Genomic DNA, 19,594 nt, shown 5'->3' on the forward strand with positions numbered 1-19,594 from the left:
AGAACACTCATGGGGTTAGTGCAGTTTGAATTGAACAACGGCGAACGCCGAGTGGGCGTGGTCGACGGCGATCAGGTACGCGAGGTGCGGGCCGCCCGCACGGTACGCGACCTGGCACTCGCCGCCATCGAGGCTGGCGTCACCTTGCAACAGCACATAGACCACCTCGGCCTGGCCGAGAGCCACGACTACGCCAGACTGCTGGCCGCGCAGAAGATCTTGCCACCGCTGGATCACCCGGACCCGGCCCACACGCTGGTCAGCGGTACCGGCCTGACCCACCTGGGCAGTGCGTCGGCGCGGGACAAGATGCACCAGAACGCCAGTGACGAAAGCGCGATGACCGACAGCATGCGCATCTTCAAATGGGGCGTGGAGGGCGGCAAACCGGCTTCTGGCCAGGCCGGTGTGCAGCCGGAATGGTTCTACAAGGGCGACGGCAGCATCGTGGTGCGCCCGGGCCAGCCATTCCCGTGGCCGGCGTTTGCCGAAGACGCCGGCGAAGAGCCGGAAATCGCCGGGCTGTATGTGATTGGTCACGACGGCAAGCCGTATCGCCTGGGCTACGCGGTGGGCAACGAGTTTTCCGACCACGTGATGGAGCGCAAGAATTACCTGTACCTGGCCCACTCCAAGCTGCGCAGTTGCAGCTACGGTCCCGAGTTGCGCCTGGGTGAACTGCCCCGGCACCTGGCGGGCACCAGCCGTATCGTGCGCAATGGCGAGGTGCTGTGGCAGCACGAATTCCTCAGTGGCGAAGCCAACATGTGCCACAGCCTCGAAAACCTTGAATACCACCATTTCAAATACACCCAGTTCCTGCGCCCAGGTGACGTGCATATCCATTTCTTCGGCACCGCCACCTTGTCGTTTGCCGACGGCATTCGTACCCAGCCAGGCGATGTGTTTGAAATCAGCCAGGCCGAATTCGGCGCGCCATTGATCAACGGCATTGCCGTGGCCAACAGCGGCGTGGCACCTGGCGGCATAGGCACCCTTTGAAGGAGACAGGCATGACCCGGATTTGTGGCCACAACTACATCGGCGGCCAGCGCAGCGCTGCCGGCAGCATCACCCTGCAGAGCATCGACGCCACCAGTGGCGAGGCATTGCCCTTTGATTTCTACCAGGCCACCGTGCAGGAGGTCGACGCCGCGGCCAACGCCGCCGCTCAGGCTTACCCGGCTTATCGCAGCCTGAGCGCGCAGCATCGTGCGTCGTTCCTGGAGGCGATAGCCGATGAACTGGACGCCCTGGGCGATGACTTTGTCGCCCTGGTCTGCCGCGAAACGGCGTTGCCCGCCGGGCGTATCCAGGGTGAGCGCGGTCGTACCAGCGGCCAGATGCGGTTGTTCGCCAAGGTACTGCGGCGCGGTGATTTCTACGGCGCGCGGATCGACCAGGCGCTGCCGGATCGTCAGCCCTTGCCGCGCCCGGATCTGCGCCAATACCGCATCGGCCTGGGGCCGGTCGCGGTGTTTGGGGCGAGCAATTTCCCCCTGGCCTTTTCCACTGCCGGTGGCGACACCGCCGCCGCGCTGGCGGCCGGTTGCCCGGTGGTGTTCAAGGCCCACAGCGGCCACATGGCCACCGCCGAGCGGGTCGCCGATGCGATCATGCGGGCGGCCGAGCGCACAGGTATGCCCGGCGGCGTGTTCAACATGATCTTCGGCGGCGGTGTGGGGGAAGCGCTGGTCAAGCACCCAGCGATCCAGGCCGTGGGTTTCACCGGCTCGCTCAAGGGCGGCCGGGCGTTGTGCGATATCGCGGCGGCACGCCCGCAACCGATCCCGGTGTTCGCCGAGATGTCCAGCATCAACCCGGTGATCGTCTTGCCCCAGGCCCTGCAAACCCGGGCAGACACCATCGCCCGCGACCTGGTCGCCTCGGTGGTGCAGGGGTGCGGCCAGTTCTGCACGAACCCGGGGCTGGTGATCGGGATTGCCTCGCCAGCGTTCACAGGCTTCACCCAACAGGTCGCCCAACTGATCGGCGGCCAGCCCGCGCAAACCATGCTCAATGCCGGCACCTTGAACAGCTACGGCAAAGGCCTGCACACGCTGCTGGCCCATCCTCGCATCGAGCACCTGGCGGGCCAGACGCAAACCGGCAATCAGGCGCAGCCACAGCTGTTCAAAGCGGACGCCAGCCTGCTGATCAACGGCGATGAAGTGCTGCAGGAGGAAGTGTTCGGCCCCACCACGGTGTTCGTGGAAGTCGCCGACCAGGCCCAACTCGCTGCGGCGTTGCACGGCCTGCACGGCCAATTGACCGCGACGATCATCGGCGAGCCGGCGGATTTCACCCAGTTCGGCGAGTTGACGCCGCTGCTGGAGCAAAAGGTTGGCCGCATCCTGCTCAACGGCTACCCCACGGGCGTCGAGGTGTGTGACGCGATGGTCCATGGCGGGCCGTATCCGGCGACTTCGGATGCCCGTGGCACTTCCGTGGGCACCCTGGCGATCGAGCGTTTCCTGCGACCTGTGTGCTTTCAGAATTACCCTGATAGCCTGCTCCCCGACGCGCTGAAGAATGCCAACCCGTTGCGCATTCAGCGTCTGGTAGATGGGCAGCCGTCGCGCGACGCGCTGTAACCGGTACCACCTGAAAACAACAAGAAAGCAGGAGGTTTCATGTCGTGGACCGCAGTCACACCGCACCGGGCTCGGCTGGGCGAAGGGCCGTTCTGGGATGTACCGGGCCAGGCCTTGTATTGGGTGGACATCATCGGCCAGCAGGCCTTGCGCCTGCAGGGCGGGCAATTGCACACCTGGCAATTGCCTGAGCCGGTCTCGGCGTTTATTCCGTGCGCCAGCGGCGATGCACTGGTGACCCTGAGCAGCGGCGTGTATCGCCTCGACCTCGATTCGACGCCGAGCGATCCGCGCCTGACCTTGCTTTGCGTCGCCGATCCGCAAGCGGGCAACCGTGCCAACGAAGCCCGCTGCGACGCCCAGGGCCGGCTGTGGCTGGGCACCATGCAGAACAACATCGGCGAGCACGGTGAAGACTTGCCGGTGCTGCGACGTTCCGGCGGCCTGTTCCGGGTCGATACCGACGGGCAGGTCACGCCGTTGCTGCAAGGCTTGGGCATTCCCAACACCTTGCTGTGGAACGACGCCGCCACCCACGTGCATTTCGGCGACAGCCTGGACGGCACGCTCTATCAATATCCGATTAATGAACAGGGCCAGCTCGCACCCGCGCAGGTCTGGTTTGGGCCTCACTCCCGGGGTGGCCCGGACGGCTCGGCCATGGACGCCGAAGGCTATATCTGGAACGCCCGCTGGGACGGCAGCTGCCTGCTGCGGCTGACGCCGGACGGTGAAGTTGACCGGGTCATCGAATTGCCGGTCAGCCGTCCCACCAGTTGCGTGTTCGCAGGCCCCGACCTCAAGACCTTGTACATCACCAGTGCCGCCAGCCCGCTGGATCACCCGCTGGACGGTGCGGTGCTGGCGATCGAGGTCGATGTGCCGGGGAAAATCTGCCACCGCTTTGCAGGATAACCAACAGGCTGTTTAACGCATTCAAAAACAACAACAAGGAGTCACCCTATGAATCGTCGTCGTGGTATCCGTTCCCTGTGCTGCGCCGCTGTGGCGGTGTCCGCCGTCGGCCTGAGCAGCCTGTTGCTGGCGGCCGAGCCGGTGAAGATCGGCTTTCTGGTCAAGCAGGCGGAGGAGCCCTGGTTCCAGACCGAATGGGCCTTCGCCGAAAAGGCCGGCAAGGACAAGGGCTTCGAGGTGATCAAGATCGCCGTGCCCGACGGCGAAAAAACCCTCTCGGCCATCGACAGCCTGGCCGCTAATGGTGCCAAGGGTTTTGTGATTTGCCCGCCGGACGTGTCCCTCGGCCCGGCGATCATGGCCAAGGCCAAAGCCAACGGCTTGAAAGTGATCGCCGTGGATGACCGTTTTGTGGACGCCAAGGGCAACTTCATGGAAGACGTGCCTTACCTGGGCATGGCCGCGTTTGAAGTGGGCGAGAAGCAGGGCAGTGCCATGGCCACTGAAGCGAAAAAACGTGGCTGGGACTGGAAGGACACCTATGCGGTGATCAACACCTACAACGAACTCGATACCGGCAAAAAGCGCACTGATGGCTCGGTCAAATCCCTGAAGGCCGCGGGCATTCCGGATGACCACATCCTGTACGCAGCCCTCAAGACCCTCGACGTCCCCGGCAGCATGGACGCCACCAACTCGGCGCTGGTCAAGCTGCCCGGCGGCGCGAAAAACCTGATCATCGGCGGCATGAATGACAACACCGTGCTTGGCGGCGTGCGCGCCACCGAAAGCGCCGGGTTTGCGGCGGCGAATGTCATCGGCATCGGCATCAACGGCACCGATGCCATTGGCGAATTGAAGAAAGCCAACAGCGGCTTCTTCGGCTCGATGCTGCCCAGCCCGCACATCGAGGGCTACAACACCGCGAGCATGATGTTCGAGTGGGTCACTACGGGTAAGGAGCCGCCGAAGTACACGGCCATGGATGAGGTGACGCTGATCACCCGCGAGAACTTCAAGCAGGAGCTGGAAAAGATCGGTTTGTGGAACTGATGGCCGCTGACGTTTCCCGGCAGCCCTGCTAACGCCGGTACTGTGGGATCTGTCGAGCTTTGGCGAGGCTGCGATAGCGGTGGGTCAGGCACCTTGGATATTGATAGTGCCTTGGATATTGATAGTGCCGACGTCATCGCAGCCTCGCCAAAGCTCGACAGCTCCCACAGGTTTAGTCAGCAGAGAATTTCAGCACGGTATTCTGCGTGTAGGTCTGGCCAGGATCGAGACGGGTAGAGGGGAAGCTCGGCTGGTTGGGGCCGTCGGGAAAATGCTGGGTTTCCAGGGTGAACGCACTCCAGTGGGCGTAAGGCTTGCCACCCTTGCCCTTGATCGTCCCGTCGAGGAAGTTGCCGGTATAGAACTGCACGCCAGGCTCGCTGGTATACAGCTGCAAGCGGCGACCGGACTGCGGGTCACGAACGTCGGCGGCCAGTTTGCCGATATCACCCTTGGCATCCAGCACCCAGTTGAAGTCAAAACCGCCTTGTTTAGGTTCGGCGAATTTCAGCTGGGGATGATCGTCCTTGATGTGCTGGCCGATGGCAGTGGGCTTGAGAAAGTCCATCGGCGTGCCGGCGACCGGGGCCAGTTCGCCGGTGGGAATCAGGGTGCTGTTGACCGGGGTGTAATGGCTGGCATGCAGGGTGGCGACCTGCTTGAGCACATCACCGCTGCCGGCGCCGGCGAGGTTGAAGTAACTGTGGTTGGTGAGGTTGAGCACCGTGGGTTTGTCGGTGGTGGCCTTGTAGTCGATGTGCAGTTCGTTCTTGTCGTTGAGGCTATAGGTGACATCGACTTTCAGGTTGCCGGGGAAACCCATCTCGCCGTCCTTGGACAGGTAGCTCAGGGTCACGCCCACCGAATCGTCCTGCTTGACCGGCTGGGCTTTCCACACATGCTTGTCGAAACCTTGCGGGCCGCCGTGCAGCGAGTTCGGCCCGTCGTTGAGGGGCACTTGATAGCGTTTGCCGTCCAGTTCAAAGCTGCCCTTGTCCAGGCGGTTGCCAAAACGGCCGATGGTCGCGCCGAAGAACGCGGTACCGGCCTGGTAGCCCTGGACGTCATCGAACCCCAGCACCACGTCGGCGAACTGGCCGTGTTTGTCGGGTACTTTCAGCGACTGCAAGACCGCGCCATAGGTGATGACCGTGGCTTGTACGCCATGACTGTTACGCAACACATACTGCTCGACGGCGGTGCCGTCATTGGTTTTGCCGAAGGGTTTGTGTTCGCTGGACAAGCCAGCCGCCTGAGCGCCCAGGCTGGCCACCGCCAGGGAGAGGCCAAGGCCGGTAAGCAGGAATCGGGATTGCCGCATGACTGAGCTACCTTTATTGTTGTTAATTAAATAGTTCTACTATTTATTCGGCTGCAGGGCTGATTTATAGCCAATATCGCAAAACATGCAATATAAAATAAGACTAAATACAGCGGAGTGACTGCCCCATGAACACTGAAAAACAGCCCGGCGCGCAGGCGATGTACCCGGACCTGCGGGATAAAACCGTGCTGATCTCCGGCGGTGCTTCCGGGATAGGCGAGGCCATGGTGCGTGCCTTCGCACGCCAGGGGGCCAAGGTAGCCTTCGTGGACCGGGCGCAAGGGCAGGGCGACCGATTGGCGGCGATATTGTCGGCCGAGGGCCATGCCGTCGAATTCGCCCATTGCGATATCACCGACGAGATCGCGTACAAGGCCGCGATAGCGTGCCTGGCGCAGAGCCTCGGGCCGATCGACGTGCTGGTGAACAATGCCGCCAATGATGTTCGGCACACCCTGGATGAAATTGACTCGGAGCGGTTCGACCAACTGATTTCGGTCAACCTGAAGCACGGTTTTTTCGCGGCCCGGGCCGTGGTGCCGATGATGAAGGCCGCAGGCGGCGGGTCGATCATCAACCTGGGTTCCATCGGCTGGATGATGGCTTCCAGCGGCTACCCGGTATATGCCGCCAGCAAAGCCGCCGCCCACGGCATGACCCGGGCCCTGGCGCGGGAGCTTGGGCCCAGCCGTATCAGGGTCAATACGCTGGTGCCGGGCTGGGTGATGACCGAGAAACAACTGGCGATGTGGGTGGATGACGCGGCCCGGGAGTTGATCGCCCGCAGCCAGTGCCTGCCGGGCAGTGTGGAGCCGGAACATATCGCCAATATGGCGCTGTTCCTGGCCTCTGATGTATCGGCGATGTGTACCGCACAGAACTTCATTGTGGACGGCGGCTGGGTCTAGGCCGGGGAAGGGTCGCCATCCCGGATGCAACGAATCGCCGCCCGGGGCCTCATACAGTAACGAACGGTGGTTCATATGCAGCCACCGCAACCGACTACTTCATGGGTGCAGGTGATTGATTTATGACGGACGCCGATAAGAAACATGTGGCCTGGCTGGTGGAACAATCGATGCTGCATGCCGCCAAGCAGCGCGCCAGGCTTTATTCGGGGCAAGGCCGGTTGTGGCAACAGCCATATGCCCATACACGGCCCCGTGATGCTTCAGCCCTGGCATCGGTGTGGTTCACGGCCTATCCGGCGTCCATCGTCACCCGCGAGAACGGCAGCGTACTGGAGGCCCTGGGCGATGAAACCTTGTGGCACGCGCTGTCAAAAATCGGCATCCAGGGCATTCACAACGGTCCATTGAAACGCTCGGGCGGTCTTTCCGGCACCGAGCACACCCCCACCATTGACGGCAATTTTGACCGCATCAGCTTCGACATCGACCCGCAACTGGGCACCGAAGCCCAGCTTCAGGCGCTGGCCCGCATGGCCGCCGCGCACAACGCAGTGATCATCGACGATGTGATCCCGTCCCACACCGGCAAGGGCGCGGACTTCCGCCTGGCCGAGATGGCCTACGAAGACTATCCCGGGCTCTACCACATGGTGGAGATCCGCGAAGAAGACTGGCCGCTGCTGCCCGACATCAGCGAGGGCCGCGATGCGCAGAACCTCAGCCCGCAGCAGGTCGACGTGCTCAGGGACAAGCACTACATCGTCGGCCAGTTGCAACGGGTGATCTTCTTCGAACCCGGGGTCAAGGAAACCGACTGGAGCGCGACTGATGTGGTCATCGGCGTGGACGGCAAGCCCCGCCGCTGGGTGTACCTGCATTACTTCAAGGAAGGGCAACCATCGCTGAACTGGCTGGACCCGACCTTCGCCGCGCAGCAGATGGTTATCGGCGACGCCCTGCACGCCATCGACGTGATGGGCGCAAAGATCCTGCGCCTGGATGCCAACGGTTTCCTCGGCGTGGAACGAAAACTGGAAGGTAACGCCTGGTCTGAAAGCCATCCACTGTCCATCACCGGCAACCAGATCCTGGGCGGCGCGATTCGCAAGGCGGGCGGTTTCAGCTTCCAGGAACTGAACCTGACGGTGGACGACATCGCCGCCATGTCCCACGGCGGCGCAGACCTGTCCTACGACTTCATCACGCGCCCGGCTTACCAGCACGCGTTATTGATGGGCGACACCGAATTCCTGCGCCTGATGCTGCGGGAGATGCACACCCTGGGCATCGACCCCGGCTCGCTGATCCACGCCTTGCAGAACCATGACGAGCTGACCCTGGAACTGGTGCACTTCTGGACGTTGCACGCCCATGACACCTACCTCTATCAGGGGCAGACCTTTCCCGGCGGCATCCTGCGGGAGCATATCCGTGAGCAGATGTACGAACGCCTGGCTGGCGAACACGCGCCGTATAACCTGAAGTTCGTGACCAACGGCGTGTCCTGCACCACCGCCAGCATCATTACGGCGGCGCTGGGCATTCGCGACCTTGAGGCGATTACCCCGGCGGATATCCAGCAGATCCGCCAGATTCACCTGCTGCTGGTGATGTACAACGCGATGCAACCGGGGGTGTTTGCATTGTCCGGCTGGGACCTGGTGGGCGCATTGCCGTTACCGGCGCAGGAGGTGGCCCACTTGATGCTGGATGGCGACACACGCTGGATCCATCGCGGCGCCTATGACCTGGTGGACCTGAATCCGGATGCGGAGCAATCCGCCGGGCAGATGCCGCGCCCGAAAACCTTGTATGGCAGCCTGATCAGCCAACTGGCCGACCCGGATTCATTTGCCTCGCAACTGCAAAGAATCCTCGCGGTGCGCCGAGCCTACGACATCGCCGCCAGCCGCCAGATCCTGGTGCCGGATGTGCAGCACCCGGGGCTGTTGATCATGGTGCACGAGCTGCCGGCGGGCAAAGGTACCCAGATCACGGCGCTGAACTTCGGCTCGACGCCGATTACTGAAACCCTGCACCTGCCCGATATTGCGCCCGGGCCGGTGGTGGACATCATCAATGAGCGGGTGGAGGGCGATCTGACACCCGAGGGTGATTTCACCATCACCCTGGATGCGTATGAAGGCTTGGCGCTGCGGGTAGTGATCTGACCCACTGATCCACTGCAGGAGCGAGCAAGCTCGCTCCTACACGGGGACCGGCTGTTCCGCCTCCTGATGGTGCGTGGAGCCAATGAACATATACATCGCCGGCACCATGAACAGCGTCAGCACGGTACCGATCGACAACCCGGCAAAGATCACCAGGCCCATGTCATGCCGTCCCGCAGCCCCGGCACCGGAGGCCCACACCAGCGGCACCACGCCCAGCACCATGGCGGCGGTGGTCATCAGGATCGGCCGCAGACGCACGCCGGCGGCTTCTTCTATGGCCTCGCGCTTGCTGTGACCGGCGCGCTGCAACTCGTTGGCAAACTGCACGATCAGGATCCCGTGCTTGGTGATCAACCCCAGCAACGTCACCAGGCCCACCTGGGTGTACACGTTGATCGAGGCAAACCCCATGGTGATAAACGCCAGCGCGCCGAAGAGTGCAGGGGGCACCGAGAACAGGATCACCACCGGGTCGCGGAAACTCTCGAACTGAAACGCCAGGGCCAGGTACACGATCAGGATCGAGAACATCAGCAGGCCGAAGAACCCGCCGGATTCCTGCATGAACTGGCGTGATTCGCCGGAGAAGTCCGAGGTGTAACCCGACGGCGCAATATTGGTCAGAATGGTGTTCAGTTTCGCCAGCAGTTCGCCCTGGGCCACGCCGCTGACGCCCGACAGGGTCGCCGAGTTGAGTTGCTGGAAGTGGTTGATGGATTCCGGCTGGGTCGAGGTTTCGATATGCGCCACGGTCCGCGCCTGGATCATGCTGCCGGATGGGGTGCGGATGTAGTAATCGAGAATCTGGTCCGGGTTGAGGCGATCAACCTGCAACACCTGGGGAATGACTTTGTACGAGCGCCCGGCAGTGGAGAAGTAGTTCACGTAGTTGCCGCCCAGTGCCGCGGACAGCGCCGCACCGACGTCGGCCTGGGTCATGCCCAGTGCGGCGATTTTTTCCCGGTCCACCACCAGCTTGGCTTGTGGCTTGTCGAGTTTCAGGTCCATGTCGGAGAAATAGAACAGCTGTTGTTTTTGGGCCTCGGCCACCACGGCCTGGGCGACTTCGTTGAGGTTTTCCACCGAGTCGGTGGTGGTGATCACGAACTGCACCGGCAAGCCCTGGGCGCCCGGCAGCGATGGCAGCGGGAAGGCCGCAATGGTGGCGCCCGGCACCTGGTTCCATTTCTGCTGGAGTTCCAATATCAGTTGGGCCTGGGAGCGCGAGCGGTCGCCCCAGTTTTTCAGCAGTACACCGCCCAGGCCTTGGTTGAGGATAGGCAACCCGGTCAGCTGGAACATCTGCGCGTATTCCGGCTCTTTATTAGCGATCTGGAAGGCCTGGTCGGCGATGCGCTCCATCTGCTGCGGCGAGGCGGTGGGCGGGCCCTTGATCTGCATGAACACCAGCCCCTGGTCCTCGGTGGGCGACAGTTCGCCTTTGGCGGTCATGCCGCTGGCGGCCACCAGCAGGAACAGCACAAAACCAAACGTCACCAGCACCGGCCATACGTTCAGGCCACCCGAGAGTACGCGGTGGTAACGGCCCCGCAACCAGTCAAAGTACTGATCGAGCTTGCGGGCAAACCGGCCTTCTTCCTGCCCGGACTTGAACAGCCGGGAGGTCATCATCGGCGAGAGTGTCAACGCCACCACGGCCGACACGGTCACGGCACCCGCCAGTGAGAAGCAGAACTCCTTGAACAGCGCACCGGTAAGGCCGCTGCGCAGCCCGATGGGCACGTAGGCGGCGATCAGCACCACGGTCATCGCGATGATCGGCCCACCCAGTTCCCGGGCGGCAACCAGCGCAGCTTCCAGCAAGCCTTTGCCTTCCTCCTTGATATGCCGGTCGACGTTTTCCACCACGATAATCGCGTCATCCACCACCAGGCCGATCGCCAATACCAGGGCGAGCAGGGTCAGCAGGTTAATCGAGTACCCCAGCAGGTACATGATGAAGAAGGTCCCGACCAGCGACAGCGGGATCGCCACCAGCGGCACGATCACTGCGCGGAACGAGCCGAGGAACAGGTAGATCACCACCGACACAATGATCATCGCCTCGACCAGGGTCTTCACCACCTCATAGATCGAGGTGTTGATGAACTCCGTGGAGTCATACACGATCTCGCCGCGTACCCCGGTGGGCAACTGGGATTGCAGCTCGGGGAAGGCCTCGCGCACGCTGTCGGCCACCGTCAGGATATTGGCAGTCGGCGCCGTCTTGATGCCGATGAACACCGAGCGCTTGCCGGAAAACGCCACGCTGCTGTCGTAGCTTTCGGCGCCGAGGGTGACGGTGGCCACGTCCTCCAGGTACACCAGGGCATCGCCTTTCTGCTTGACCACCAGCCGCTTGAATTCATCCACCGTGTGCAAGTCGGTCCCGGCCGTCAGGTCGACCGTCACCGTTTGCCCGCGGGTGGAACCGACGGCAGACAGGTAGTTGTTGTTGGCCAGGGCGGTGGACACGTCCTGGGCGGTCACGTTATGCGCCGCCAGTTTGTTCGGGTCCATCCAGGCGCGCAGGGCGAACTGGCGCCCGCCGAGGATTTCTGCGGTTTGCACCCCCTGGATCGAGTCCAGCTTGGGCTTGACCACCCGCACCAGGTAGTCGGTGATGTTGTTGGTGGGCAGGGTGTCGCTGTAGAAACCCAGGTACATGGCGTCGGTGGTCTGCCCGACCGCCACCGTCAGCACCGGCTCCTGGGACTGCGCCGGCAGTTGGTTCTTGACCGAGTTGACCTGGGTGTTGATCTCGGTGAGGGCCTTGCTCGCGTCGTAATTCAGCCGCAGCGTGGCGGTAATCGTCGAGACACCGGTGATGCTCGTTGAAGACAGGTAGTCAATGCCCTGGGCCTGGGCGATGGCCGATTCAAGCGGCTGGGTAATAAAGCCGGCAACGGTGGAGGCGTCCGCGCCGTAGTAGGCGGTGGTGATGGTGACCACGGTATTTTCGGTGCGTGGCCATTGGTTCACCGGCAATTCGAAGATCGAGCGCAGCCCCAGGATCAGGATGAACAGCGAGACGACAATCGCCCAGACCGGCCGCTGAATAAAGGTATCGGTAAGCTTCATGGGACACCTTTAGTGTTCTTGGGGAGTCGGCGCAGGATCGTTCAGCGGCGCGGCGCTGTTATCGACCTTCACCGGCGAGCCATTCTTGAGCTTCATCTGGCCGCTGGTGATCAGCAGGTCGCCTTCCTTCACGCCCGACAGGATCGCCACCTGATCGCCCCGGGTCGGTCCGGTCTTGATAAAGGTCTGTTGCGCGGTGAGGACTTCCTCACCCTTGTCGTTCTTGCTCGATGTGGCAATGAATACCGTGGTGCCGTAAGGGTTGTAGGTCACCGATGTCTGCGGGACGGTGAGGTAGCGCTGCGTCGCACCGGAGTTGACCACGGCGCGGGCAAACATCCCGGGCACCAGGTTCTGTTTGGGGTTGTCGACGGTGGCTTCCACGGTGACATTGCGCGTGGTGGCGTCGAACTGGGTGTCGATCGTGCTGATCTTGCCGGTGAAGGTTTGATTCGACAGGCCGTCGGCCGTTACCGAAACCCCTTGGCCGATGGCAATGGCCTCCATTTGAGTCTGGGGCACCGTGAAGTCGATGTAGATCGGATCGAAGGTTTGCAGCGTGGCGATCTTGTCGCCGGGGTTGAGGTATTGGCCAGGGTTGACGCTGGTTATACCGATGCGCCCGGCAAACGGTGCGCGGATGGTTTTTTTCGCCACCAGCGCGCGCTGTTGTTCGGCGGCGGCGAGCTTGGCTTTGAGGTCGGCGGTGTCAGTGTCCACTTGTGCCTGGGAGATGGCGTTAACCGCCAGTTGCGCCTTGTCACGCTTGAGGACGATCACCGCCAGGTCGGCCGTGGCCTCAAGGGAATGCAGTTGCGCGATGTCCGAGTCGGCATTCAGCTGGACGAGCAGCGCCTGAGCCGCCACTTCTTGCCCGGGCGTGAAGCCGATGGTGCGCACGATGCCGCCCACTTCAGTGGTCACATCCACCCCCCTGACCGCTTTCATTGAGCCCACGGCGCTGACATTCGGTTGCCAGTCGCTGAACGGCACCTTCATGGCCGTGACCACGGAGGCGGGCAGGGGCATTTTCGACTGGGCGATCAGCGCCGAAATCTGCACGAACTTCACCCCGGCAATGATCGCCACAATCACCAGCACCACCACGATCATGATGATCATCGGCCGCCACAGTCGGCGCTTGCGCGGTGCGCCAGGCTCGGTGGGCAGGGGAGAGGCGGTTATGACGTCAGCCATGGATGTTCTCGCTGTTTCAAGAGTTCAGTTCAGTTGAACCGTGCCGAATCGGCAGGCGCTGCCTCGTTCCTGGCCGGCATGATCTCGTTCCACGAAGGCAGGCCGAACCGATCAGGCCGGCCCTTGGTGGCAGGGTCCACATCGGCACGGTTCCACCATCCGCCACCCAATGCCTGGAAGAGCGCGGTGGTGTCGCTGTAGCGGGAGGCCTGCGCCCTGACCCGGGCCAGCACGGTGTTCTGGTAGGTTTGCTGGGCCGTGAGCAGGTTGATGTACGCCACGGCACCGAGTTTGAACTGCGCCTGCACCAGGTCCAGGTTGGCTTGCGCAGAGCGCTCGGCCACCACCTGCTGGTTGAGTGCATCGGCATCCGCCTCCAGCGCCCGCAGTGCGTTGGCCACGTCCTGGAACGCGCCGATCACCGTGCCACGGTAGCGGGCTGCCGACTCGTCATAGGCGGCCACGGCAGCGCGTTTGCGATGTTCGAGTGCGCCGGCATCAAAGATCGGTTGGGTGATCGACCCGGCGAGGCTCCAGACCCCACTGCCCGCCGAAAATAATTTGGTCCCGCTGGCCACCGTGGAGCCCACCGACCCGGTAATGCTGAACTGCGGCAACTGATTGGCGACGGCCACGCCGATATTGGCACTGGCCTGATGCAGTTGCGCCTGCGCGGAACGCACATCGGGCCGCTGGACAACGATGGCCGAAGGCAGGCTGAGCGGCAGTTCTTCGGGCAGGTGCAGGGAGGCGAGGTTGAAGCGCTCGTCCCGGTCCTGGTTGGGAAACCGGCCGAGGTAGGCCATCAACTGGTTGCGGGTCTGGGCGAACTGCTTTTGCAGGGGCGGCAAGGTGGCACGGGTTTGCGCCAGCGCGGTCTGCTGTGTGAGCACGTCGGTGTCGCCGATCGCACCCAGCCGGCGCTGCGCCTGCAGGACGTCGAGCTGATCACTCTGTAGCCGAATGATGGTTTCGGTGGCGGCGATCTGGTCGCGTATAGAGGCCAGGCTGACTGCGGTGTTCACCACATTGGAGGTCAAGGTGAGGTAGGTCGCCTCCAACTGGAAGCGCTCGTACTCGGCCTGGGCAGAGGTGGATTCAATTTGCCGGCGCGTGCCGCCGAATACATCCGGGGCATAGGACACGCTCAGCGACGCCGAGCTCACCGTGAGAATCGGCGACTCCGGCAGGCCCGAGGTGACGCCCGATACTTTCTCGCGGGCCTTCTGCACGTTGCCGCTCACCGAGGGAAACAGCGACGCCTGGTCGGCATAGACCAGCTCGTTGGCCTGGCGCAATGCCGCCTGCGCGGCGGTGACATCCGGGTTGGCGCGCAAGGCTTCCTCCACCAGCGCGTTCAGTTCCGGTGAGCGGAACAGCGTCCACCATTGCCCGGGAATATCCATCCCGGCGATCAACCGCTGCGCCGCACCGCCGGTGTCGATATCGGCCTTGGCGGTGGAGGTGAGTTTTTCTCGTGAATAATCGGCGTTCGCCGGCACCTCAGGACGCGCGAAATCGGGCCCGACGGTGCACCCGGCGAGGGCGATGCACAGCAGGCTCAAGGGAGCCAGTAGGTGGGGTGGTCGAAAAAGGGCGCGGCTGTGCGCCACTGGTTGCGGTGCCGATGCAAGCTGCCGAGGCTGCTCTTTCATATTTACTCTGATTAATCAGTTGGTTAACTGCTTTATTTGTTGAGCAATGAGTGCGCGGGCATCGGGCCATACGGCTGAAAAAATGGCGCGAGAGTCGCCGAATTCAAATCAGTGTAGGTGGTGCAGGCGGGTACGCAATGTCCGTGCGCGCCGACCACCCCCAAAAATGCATTTAACGCATTAATATCGAATTAGGTTATGCGTTATAGGTATTTTACATGCAGCCGTCAGCCCCTCATCGTAGCCCTCCCTACGAACACTGCCGAGACCGCACGCGCGGATCGACTTTCAATGCTTGAGAAGGCATCTGGAGACGAACGTGCGTTACCTGACAAAACTGGCGGCCGGGTTGGCCGCCACGCTGCTGTGCCTGACCGCGAACGCGCAAACGCTGGTGGTCGGAGACCAAAGCTACAACGCCCAGGCCGTGATGGAAGCGGCGGGGGTGCTGGATGATCTGCCCTACACCCTTGAATGGAAGCAATTCACCGCCGGGTCTCCGGTGGCGGAAGCCCTCAATACCAACAGCCTCGACATCGGCCTGCTCGGCGATGCGCCCGTGCTGTTCCTCGGTGCACTCGGCGCACCGATCAAGGTGATTGCCATCAGCCGGCAAAACCTCGAGGGCGTGGCCATCCTGGTGAAAAAGGATTCCTCGATCCACAGCCTTGCGGACCTCAAAGGCAAGCGCGCCGCCATCTGGAAAGGCTCCTGGAGCCAGCAACTCCTGCTGACCGCACTGGATAAGGCGGGCGTGCCGAAAGACGCCCTGGAGTTGCGTTACCTCAGTGCACTGGATGCTTCCCACGCACTGGAAGGCGGTTCGGTCGACGTCATCGCCACCTGGGAACCCTACGTCACCCAACAGGAACGCCAGGGCGCACGGGTATTGGCGACCGCAGACGGGCTGATCCCGGCCCAGAGTTTCGTCGCCGCCAGCACCAGGGCCGTCGATAACAAGCGTGCGCAAATCAGCGATTTTCTCCAACGCCTGAAGAAAGCCCGTGACTGGACACGCCAAAGCCCGGCCAACGCCGACGCGTATGCAGATGTGTGGGCCAAGCGCACCCGCGCAGATGCCGACATTGCCCGCGCCTGGTTTGCCCGGGCACGCACGACGGTCGAACCGGTGACAGCCCAGTCGCCTGTAGAAGCACAAAAGACCGTGGACTTTTTCGCAAGCCAGGGACTGGTCAAGTCTTACCCGGCAGCCAAGCTGTTCGACGACTCCTTCGCGGCGTCCTTGCAACCAGCCGTCGCCAGAACCCAGCCCTGAACGTTTCCAGGAATACGTTGGACATGACTAAAAGACAGCTCAAACTCGGCACCCTGACCATGGGCTGCGGCGGGCCCGGCCGCCACAATCTGTGGCTCGACCCGCAATTGCCGGCCGATGCCAGCGTCAACGTCGACTGGTACATCGACATTGCACGCCAGGCCGAGGCGGCATTGTTCGACTTGATGTTCATCGTCGACAGCCAATTCATCACACCGGGTTCGCCATCCCACTACCTGAACCGGCTGGAGCCGCTGACGCTGTTATCGGCACTTGCCGTAAGCACCCGGCACCTGGGCCTGGTCGGTACGCTGACGACCTCTTACAACTCGCCCTATAACGTCGCGCGGCGCCTGGCCTCACTCGACCTGATCAGCAAAGGCCGCGCCGGCTGGAACGTGGTCACCAGCGGCGACGCCGGTACCGCCGGCAACTACAGCCGCGACGAACATTATGACTACGACACCCGCTATGGCCGGGCGGCCGAACACGTCCAGGTCGTGCAGGGCCTGTGGAACTCCTATGAGGAAGATGCCTTCGTACGTGACCGCGCCACCGGCCGGTTTCTCGACCCCGCTAAACTCCACAGCCTGAATCACAAGGGCGAGCACTTTTCCGTGGTCGGGCCGCTGAATATCCAGCGCTCACCCCAGGGCCAACCGGTGATTTTCCAGGCTGGCGATTCGGAACAAGGCCGCGACCTCGGCGCGGCCACGGCCGATGTGATCTTTACCCATGCGGCCAGCATCGAGCAGGGCCAGGCTTTTTATCGGGATATCAAGAGCAGGGCGCTGCAACATGGCCGTGACCCGGAGCAATTGCTGGTGATGCCCGGCGCCGAGATTTATGTAGGCGATACCGATGAACAGGCGCGTGAAATCGAGCGGCACTACCATCAGGCCGACCACAGTTTCGAGCTGGCGCTGAAGGAGTTCGGACGCAATTTCGGCTGGCATGATTTCAGCCAGTACGACCTTGATGCGCCGTTCCCGCAGGAGAGCCTGGAGGCGGCACGCAGCAGCTTTTTTACCGCGGCCAAACGCATTGCCGATCAGGCACGGGAGAAAGGTTTTACATTGCGCCAGGCGGTGGAGTTCGGGCGGCAACTGCGCCCGGGGGCGTTTGTCGGATCGGCGGATACCGTCGCTCGGAAAATGGCTGACTGGCTTGAAGCCCGCGCGGTGGATGGTTTCAACATCTACATCGGCCATCCGGAGCAGTTCAAGCGCTTCACGCACGAGGTCATCCCGTTGTTGCAGGAGCGCGGCGTGTATCGCACGGCTTATGAAGGTACGACCTTGCGGGAAAGCCTGGGATTGAAGATTCCACGGTTTGCGCGCAACGGCGGCGGTTGACTCAAAACAACTGTCCAGATGAATAAATTGGTGAGCCGGGGATTTTTTTAGACATACTGAGGGTTCAAGCCACTCATTTGTCCCGAGACTTTCCTGATGCCATCCCATCCTGCGCAAGGGCCTTTCAATCAGGACGACCGGTATCGACTGCTCGTCGACGCAGTGGTCGACTATGCCATCTATATGCTTGATACGAACGGCTTGATTCGCAGTTGGAACTCCGGGGCGAGAAAGATCAAGCAGTACGAACAGAGTGAAGTGCTGGGCAGGCATTTTTCGCTGTTCTACACCCCGGAAGACCTGGCCTCGGACTTGCCGGGCCGGGCACTCAAGAGCGCCGAGCAGTCAGGGCGCTTCGAGGGCGAAGGTTGGCGCATCCGCAAGGATGGGACTCGTCTCTGGGCACTGGTGATCATCGACCCGATACGCGCCGACGACGGCACGTTGATTGGCTTCGCCAAGGTCACACGGGACCTGACCGAGCGTAAGGCCGCGGAGCAGGCGCTGCGCCAGAGCGAGCAGCAATTCAGCCTGCTGGTGCAAGGCGTCACCGACTACGCGCTGTATATGCTGGACCCCAACGGCGTGATCACCACCTGGAACGCCGGCGCCCAGCGCATCAAGGGTTACCGGCCGGCAGAAGTCATCGGCAGGCATTACTCCATGTTCTTCCAGCGTGAGGACGTAGACCACAACGTCCCCCAGCGCGCCCTTGAAACGGTGGTCAGGGAAGGTCGTTACGAAGGGCAGGGCTGGCGCCTGCGCAAGGACGGCACGGGATTCCTCGCCCATGTGGTTATCGACCCGATCAAGAATGAACTGGGTGAGCTGGTGGGGTTTGCGAAGATCACCCGGGACGTTACCGAAAGCGTCCAGGCTCAACAGGAGATCAAGGAAACCCGAGAGGCGTTATTCCAATCCCAGAAAATGGAGTCCCTGGGCCAGCTCACCGGCGGCATCGCCCATGACTTCAACAACCTCTTGATGGTGATTCTGGGGAGTCTTGAACTCGCCAAGAAGCGTGTCCCGCAGGACTCGAGAACCTGCGCCTTACTGAATAATGCCATCGCGGGCGCCCAGCGGGGTGCAACGCTGACTCAGCGCATGCTGGCCTTTGCCCGTCGCCAGGAGCTTGACCCTCAGCCTGTGGATGTGGGCGATCTGATCCGCAACATGTCAGACCTGCTGTCCCGCATGTTGGGCGCAGGCATCAACGTCGACACACAGTTCCCATTGATCCTGCGGCCGGTATTGGTCGACATGAGCCAACTGGAAATGGCTGTGATGAACCTGGTGATCAACGCTCGGGACGCAATGGAAGGTCGGGGCAGGATCCTGATTTCAGCGCGGGAGGATTCGTTTCCCGGCGGGGCGAATGACTCGCAAAGGCTGATTTGCATCTCTGTCACCGACACCGGCCCCGGGATGAATGACGCGACCTTGCAACGGGCCATGGAGCCGTTCTTCACCACCAAGGGAGCGGGAAAAGGCACCGGGCTTGGGCTTTCGATGGTGCATGGCCTGGCGGCACAGTCACAGGGCCACTTTGTGCTGAAGAGCCGGGTAGGAGAGGGCACAACCGCAGAGCTCTGGTTACCGGTGGCGGTGACCGACACCACACAGTCTGCGGCGCTGGCATCAACGGCAGATACACCCGATGCAGCCCATCAGCAATGCCTCGAGATTCTGCTGGTAGATGACGACCCGCTGGTGCTGATCAGCACCGGGGCGATGCTTGAAGACCTGGGCCATCATGTTGTGTCGGCAGGAGACGGCCATGCTGCGTTGGCGTTCCTGGCGCAAGGCGCGTGCTTTGACCTGGTCGTGACAGACATGGCAATGCCGGACATGACCGGGATCGAGCTTGCCGGCAACATCGAGTCGTTGTATCCCAACCTTCCCATCATTCTTTCCTCAGGCTTTGCGGAGATCTCCCTGGACCTCAAGACCACATTGACGCGCTTACCCAAGCCATTCGATCAATCTGCACTGGCCAGGGTGATTGCCGAAACCATGCGCAGCCGGACCGACAAGCCGTGTTGAGCCAGGCGGCTGGCCG

The 19,594-nt window shown here is 62.2% G+C and carries 13 protein-coding genes; 9 read left to right on the forward strand and 4 right to left on the reverse strand.

Features of this window, described 5'->3' with window-relative positions:
• Positions 1-9 precede the first annotated feature (9 nt).
• Genes araD1 through HX817_RS28905 form a run of 4 tightly spaced genes read left to right on the forward strand, consistent with a single transcriptional unit; the run spans position 10 to position 4,562 of the window.
• Positions 10-1,002: an AraD1 family protein gene (gene araD1, locus HX817_RS28890; protein ID WP_177022803.1), complete on the forward strand. Its 993-nt coding sequence runs from the start codon at positions 10-12 to the stop codon at positions 1,000-1,002.
• An 11-nt stretch (positions 1,003-1,013) separates the two neighbouring features.
• Positions 1,014-2,594 (forward strand): aldehyde dehydrogenase (NADP(+)), encoded by a 1,581-nt coding sequence (locus tag HX817_RS28895; RefSeq protein ID WP_177042007.1) that lies wholly within the window; start codon positions 1,014-1,016, stop codon positions 2,592-2,594.
• Positions 2,595-2,633: 39 nt separating this feature from the next.
• The gene (locus tag HX817_RS28900; protein ID WP_177042010.1) at positions 2,634-3,509 is read left to right on the forward strand and encodes an SMP-30/gluconolactonase/LRE family protein; all 876 of its coding nucleotides are present in this window, start codon (positions 2,634-2,636) and stop codon (positions 3,507-3,509) included.
• 48 nt (positions 3,510-3,557) lie between these two features.
• A complete protein-coding gene (locus tag HX817_RS28905) occupies positions 3,558-4,562 on the forward strand; it encodes a substrate-binding domain-containing protein (protein ID WP_003217769.1) in 1,005 nt (334 codons plus the stop codon).
• A gap of 172 nt (positions 4,563-4,734) precedes the next feature.
• Here the strand turns inward: HX817_RS28905 and HX817_RS28910 are convergent, their stop codons facing one another.
• A complete protein-coding gene (locus tag HX817_RS28910) occupies positions 4,735-5,883 on the reverse strand; it encodes an aldose epimerase family protein (protein WP_102369085.1) in 1,149 nt (382 codons plus the stop codon).
• A gap of 128 nt (positions 5,884-6,011) precedes the next feature.
• Between HX817_RS28910 and HX817_RS28915 the strand changes: the two genes are divergently transcribed.
• Both HX817_RS28915 and treS read left to right on the forward strand, forming a co-directional pair.
• A complete protein-coding gene (locus HX817_RS28915; protein ID WP_003217767.1) occupies positions 6,012-6,794 on the forward strand; it encodes an SDR family NAD(P)-dependent oxidoreductase in 783 nt (260 codons plus the stop codon).
• A gap of 122 nt (positions 6,795-6,916) precedes the next feature.
• On the forward strand, positions 6,917-8,968 hold the full coding sequence (gene treS, locus HX817_RS28920; RefSeq protein ID WP_177042012.1) for a maltose alpha-D-glucosyltransferase: 2,052 nt from the start codon (positions 6,917-6,919) through the stop codon (positions 8,966-8,968).
• 36 nt (positions 8,969-9,004) lie between these two features.
• Here treS and HX817_RS28925 read toward each other — a convergent pair whose 3' ends face one another.
• The 3 genes from HX817_RS28925 to HX817_RS28935 all read right to left on the reverse strand — a co-directional run bounded on the left by HX817_RS28925 (position 9,005) and on the right by HX817_RS28935 (position 14,814).
• Positions 9,005-12,052, reverse strand: coding sequence for an efflux RND transporter permease subunit (locus tag HX817_RS28925; protein WP_177042015.1), 3,048 nt, complete (start codon positions 12,050-12,052; stop codon positions 9,005-9,007).
• Positions 12,053-12,061: 9 nt separating this feature from the next.
• Positions 12,062-13,174, reverse strand: a complete 1,113-nt coding sequence (locus HX817_RS28930; protein ID WP_008433355.1) for an efflux RND transporter periplasmic adaptor subunit — start codon at positions 13,172-13,174, stop codon at positions 12,062-12,064.
• Positions 13,175-13,278: 104 nt separating this feature from the next.
• Positions 13,279-14,814, reverse strand: coding sequence for an efflux transporter outer membrane subunit (locus HX817_RS28935; protein WP_256348842.1), 1,536 nt, complete (start codon positions 14,812-14,814; stop codon positions 13,279-13,281).
• A 409-nt stretch (positions 14,815-15,223) separates the two neighbouring features.
• Here HX817_RS28935 and HX817_RS28940 point away from each other — a divergent pair, with 409 nt between their 5' ends.
• From HX817_RS28940 to HX817_RS28950, 3 genes are all read left to right on the forward strand, one after another.
• Positions 15,224-16,180 carry an ABC transporter substrate-binding protein gene (locus HX817_RS28940; protein ID WP_177042016.1) on the forward strand — a complete coding sequence of 319 codons (957 nt, stop codon included), beginning with the start codon at positions 15,224-15,226 and terminating at the stop codon, positions 16,178-16,180.
• 23 nt (positions 16,181-16,203) lie between these two features.
• Complete coding sequence (locus tag HX817_RS28945; RefSeq protein WP_177042018.1) at positions 16,204-17,535, forward strand: LLM class flavin-dependent oxidoreductase; 1,332 nt, start codon at positions 16,204-16,206, stop codon at positions 17,533-17,535.
• A 96-nt stretch (positions 17,536-17,631) separates the two neighbouring features.
• Positions 17,632-19,578: a PAS domain-containing sensor histidine kinase gene (locus HX817_RS28950; protein WP_177042020.1), complete on the forward strand. Its 1,947-nt coding sequence runs from the start codon at positions 17,632-17,634 to the stop codon at positions 19,576-19,578.
• Positions 19,579-19,594: the final 16 nt, after the last annotated feature.

Origin of the sequence: Pseudomonas sp. C6002 (genome assembly GCF_013385805.1) — a bacterium.
In the GTDB taxonomy this organism is placed as follows: domain Bacteria; phylum Pseudomonadota; class Gammaproteobacteria; order Pseudomonadales; family Pseudomonadaceae; genus Aquipseudomonas.